The sequence below is a fragment of the Sodalis-like endosymbiont of Proechinophthirus fluctus genome (genome assembly GCF_001602625.1).
In the GTDB taxonomy this organism is placed as follows: domain Bacteria; phylum Pseudomonadota; class Gammaproteobacteria; order Enterobacterales; family Enterobacteriaceae.
On the sequence record NZ_LECR01000082.1, the window covers coordinates 40,141 to 42,545 of the forward strand.

At 53.8% G+C, this 2,405-nt stretch carries 2 protein-coding genes and 1 pseudogene; 2 read left to right on the forward strand and 1 reads right to left on the reverse strand.

Annotated elements, in window-relative coordinates:
* Positions 1 to 235, forward strand: a pseudogene (locus BG74_RS14110) (hypothetical protein); the annotation flags it as partial.
* Here BG74_RS14110 and BG74_RS08105 read toward each other — a convergent pair.
* On the reverse strand, positions 199 to 1,173 hold the full coding sequence (locus BG74_RS08105; protein ID WP_066597719.1) for a polysaccharide deacetylase family protein: 975 nt from the start codon (positions 1,171 to 1,173) through the stop codon (positions 199 to 201). The pseudogene BG74_RS14110 and the gene BG74_RS08105 overlap by 37 nt on opposite strands.
* 213 nt (positions 1,174 to 1,386) lie before the next feature.
* Here BG74_RS08105 and BG74_RS08110 point away from each other — a divergent pair.
* The coding region (locus BG74_RS08110) for a glycosyltransferase (protein ID WP_244267449.1) at positions 1,387 to 2,405 on the forward strand (1,019 nt) is incomplete at its 3' end.

Genomic DNA, 2,405 nt, shown 5'->3' on the forward strand with positions numbered 1-2,405 from the left:
GGCTCTGGTAATAAGCTACGGCTGCATCATGGCCAAACAGCAGTGCGATCATCATCAGGGGCTGGAGGGGGCGCTGTTCCTGTTCACCGCCGGTTTTTACCTTACCCAGGATATGCCTATTCTTAGCAATCCTAACGTTGCCTGGTACGTGTTCTGGTTACCACTGGCAGTGGTGCTGACACTGCCGTCGCCCGCCTCTCAAGCCGACGTTCCCGTCTGCCCTACACAGTGCTGATAATACTGCGCCAGGGTCATACCAGTTACCCGGTTTTGCAACCTGTCGAACAGCATGTCCAAATCGTGATATAGCCGCTCTATGGCAGCCTTATCCTTGAACGTCGGGCTACCGCTCGGCATAAACTCGGACGAATGTAGCATAAACTCTACATAATCACTTCCGGCGGCCAGGCTCTGCGCCGCCACCTGGCACATTTGCGCAGCGTTGCCGCCAGCGGGACGCAGCCATTGCACCGAGGGGCTGCGCCATTTGCCGCGTAGACGATCGTAAACCTGACTGACCGCATTTACCCATAGAGCATGCTTGTAGGCGGTGGTCATCGGCACTTCCAGCAGCCATGAAGCGCCAGGACGTGAAATATCCTCGGGATCGATAAAATAGGCGCGATTGGGAAAATGGCGGTAATTGCTGCCACCCGCCCCTGACGGTGCTCCGAGAGAGCGACGCCAGTCCACCTGCGGAGTGACGGAGCAATCCACCTGATATCCCAGCTTAAGCAGCATCGCAGCGTAACGCTCGTTAAACGCCCAGCGACCAGCGCGATGGCTTAGCATTTTTATCTGGAAAGTATCTTCCAGCAGCTGCGTCATGAACAGAATTTTCTCCCACATCACCGCTTCGGGGTATTCGATCAGGTAAGGCTTATGACGCCCGTCATTGCCGGTAAGATCATGGTCTGGCGGGCTATTCCAGGCGTGCAGATGCATGCCGACTTCCGCGCTGCCGCGCGCTATGGCGTCGCGAGCGAAGTCCACAAAGGCGTCGTCCATCGCCATTTCATAATTGGTGAGATACACCGGCTTGAAGTGATGCTTTTCGCATAATGCCTGAAAACGCGGCAGAAAACGGGCGTTCTCGGTAGTAATACGCCCATGGTTTTGCCAGAGATTGTCGCCTTCTGTGTCTATAGTAATAATAAAAGCAGAGATAGCCATACTAGATCCAGTCTGAAATTAGAAAAATCCATGTTACGCAGCCGTCTTTAACAGCGCAAACTGGATCGTTCGCGATAATCTACCAGACAGGTGTGAGCCAATGTGATGAATACCTTCATGGACTTAATGAAACTTAAAGAGATTTTCTTCTCGCCTTAGGGTATGATCACTGGGAAAACAGACCGTGTACAGCGGCATATAGCGGAAATCAACATGCGTATATTAATGATTATTGATGGTTTACCCGGCGGGGGCGCAGAGAAAGTGCTGCTGACGCTCGCTCAGGGGTCAGTGTCCCAGGGCCATCAGGTGTCGATATTTTCGCTGCGGGGGGTGTGCGACTACACGCTACCGGACGGTGTTGAGTATCAGATTATTGCTGACCACGCCAGTACTCCCTGGCGCAAACTGACAGAGCTGTCGCGTCGGGCCCGGGCGCTGGATAAGGCAGTACTAGCATCGCAACAGCGCAACGGCAATTTCGATCTGGTGGTCTCCCATCTGCATAAAACCGACCGCATCGTGGCACGTAGCCGCGTATTGCCGCGGAATCGCATCTGGTTTTGCCTGCATACTATGTTCTCATCAGGCTATTTGAGCCATCGTAAGGGCTTTTCGCACTGGCTGAAGCGCCAGAAAATTCATGCGCTCTACCAAAACCGTAATATTATCGCCGTCTCGCGCGGTGTCCTGGATGATATCCGACAGATCTTCAACGTAATACCGCGCCAGGCCGAAGTGGTTTACAATCCCTTCGATTTTACCGCTATCCGCCAGCTGGCCGAGGCGCCTTGTGAACTGGCCGGTCAGGATTACCTCATTCACATTGGTCGTTTGCATGAAAATAAACGCCAGGATAGGTTGCTAAGAGCCTACGCCGAAAGCGGTATTCAGGCGCCTCTGGTGATTATAGGTAAAGGCAGCGACGCTATGCTGCGGCGGCTTAAGTCTCTGGCGCAAGATTTGCAAATTACCAATCGGGTGCTGTTCAAGGCATTCAATACCAATCCTTATCCCTATATTCGCCATGCCCGTATGTTGATCTTAAGCTCCGACAGCGAAGGTTTTGGTAATGTGCTGGTAGAGGCGCTTATCTGCGACACGCCGGTGGTCAGCACCCGCTGTCCCGGCGGTCCGAAGGAAATTCTGGACGGCGAGCTTTCCGCGGGTCTGGCGGAGTTGAGCAGCGTTTCGCTGGCGAAAACTATGCGGGCGGTTTATGACCGGCCGCC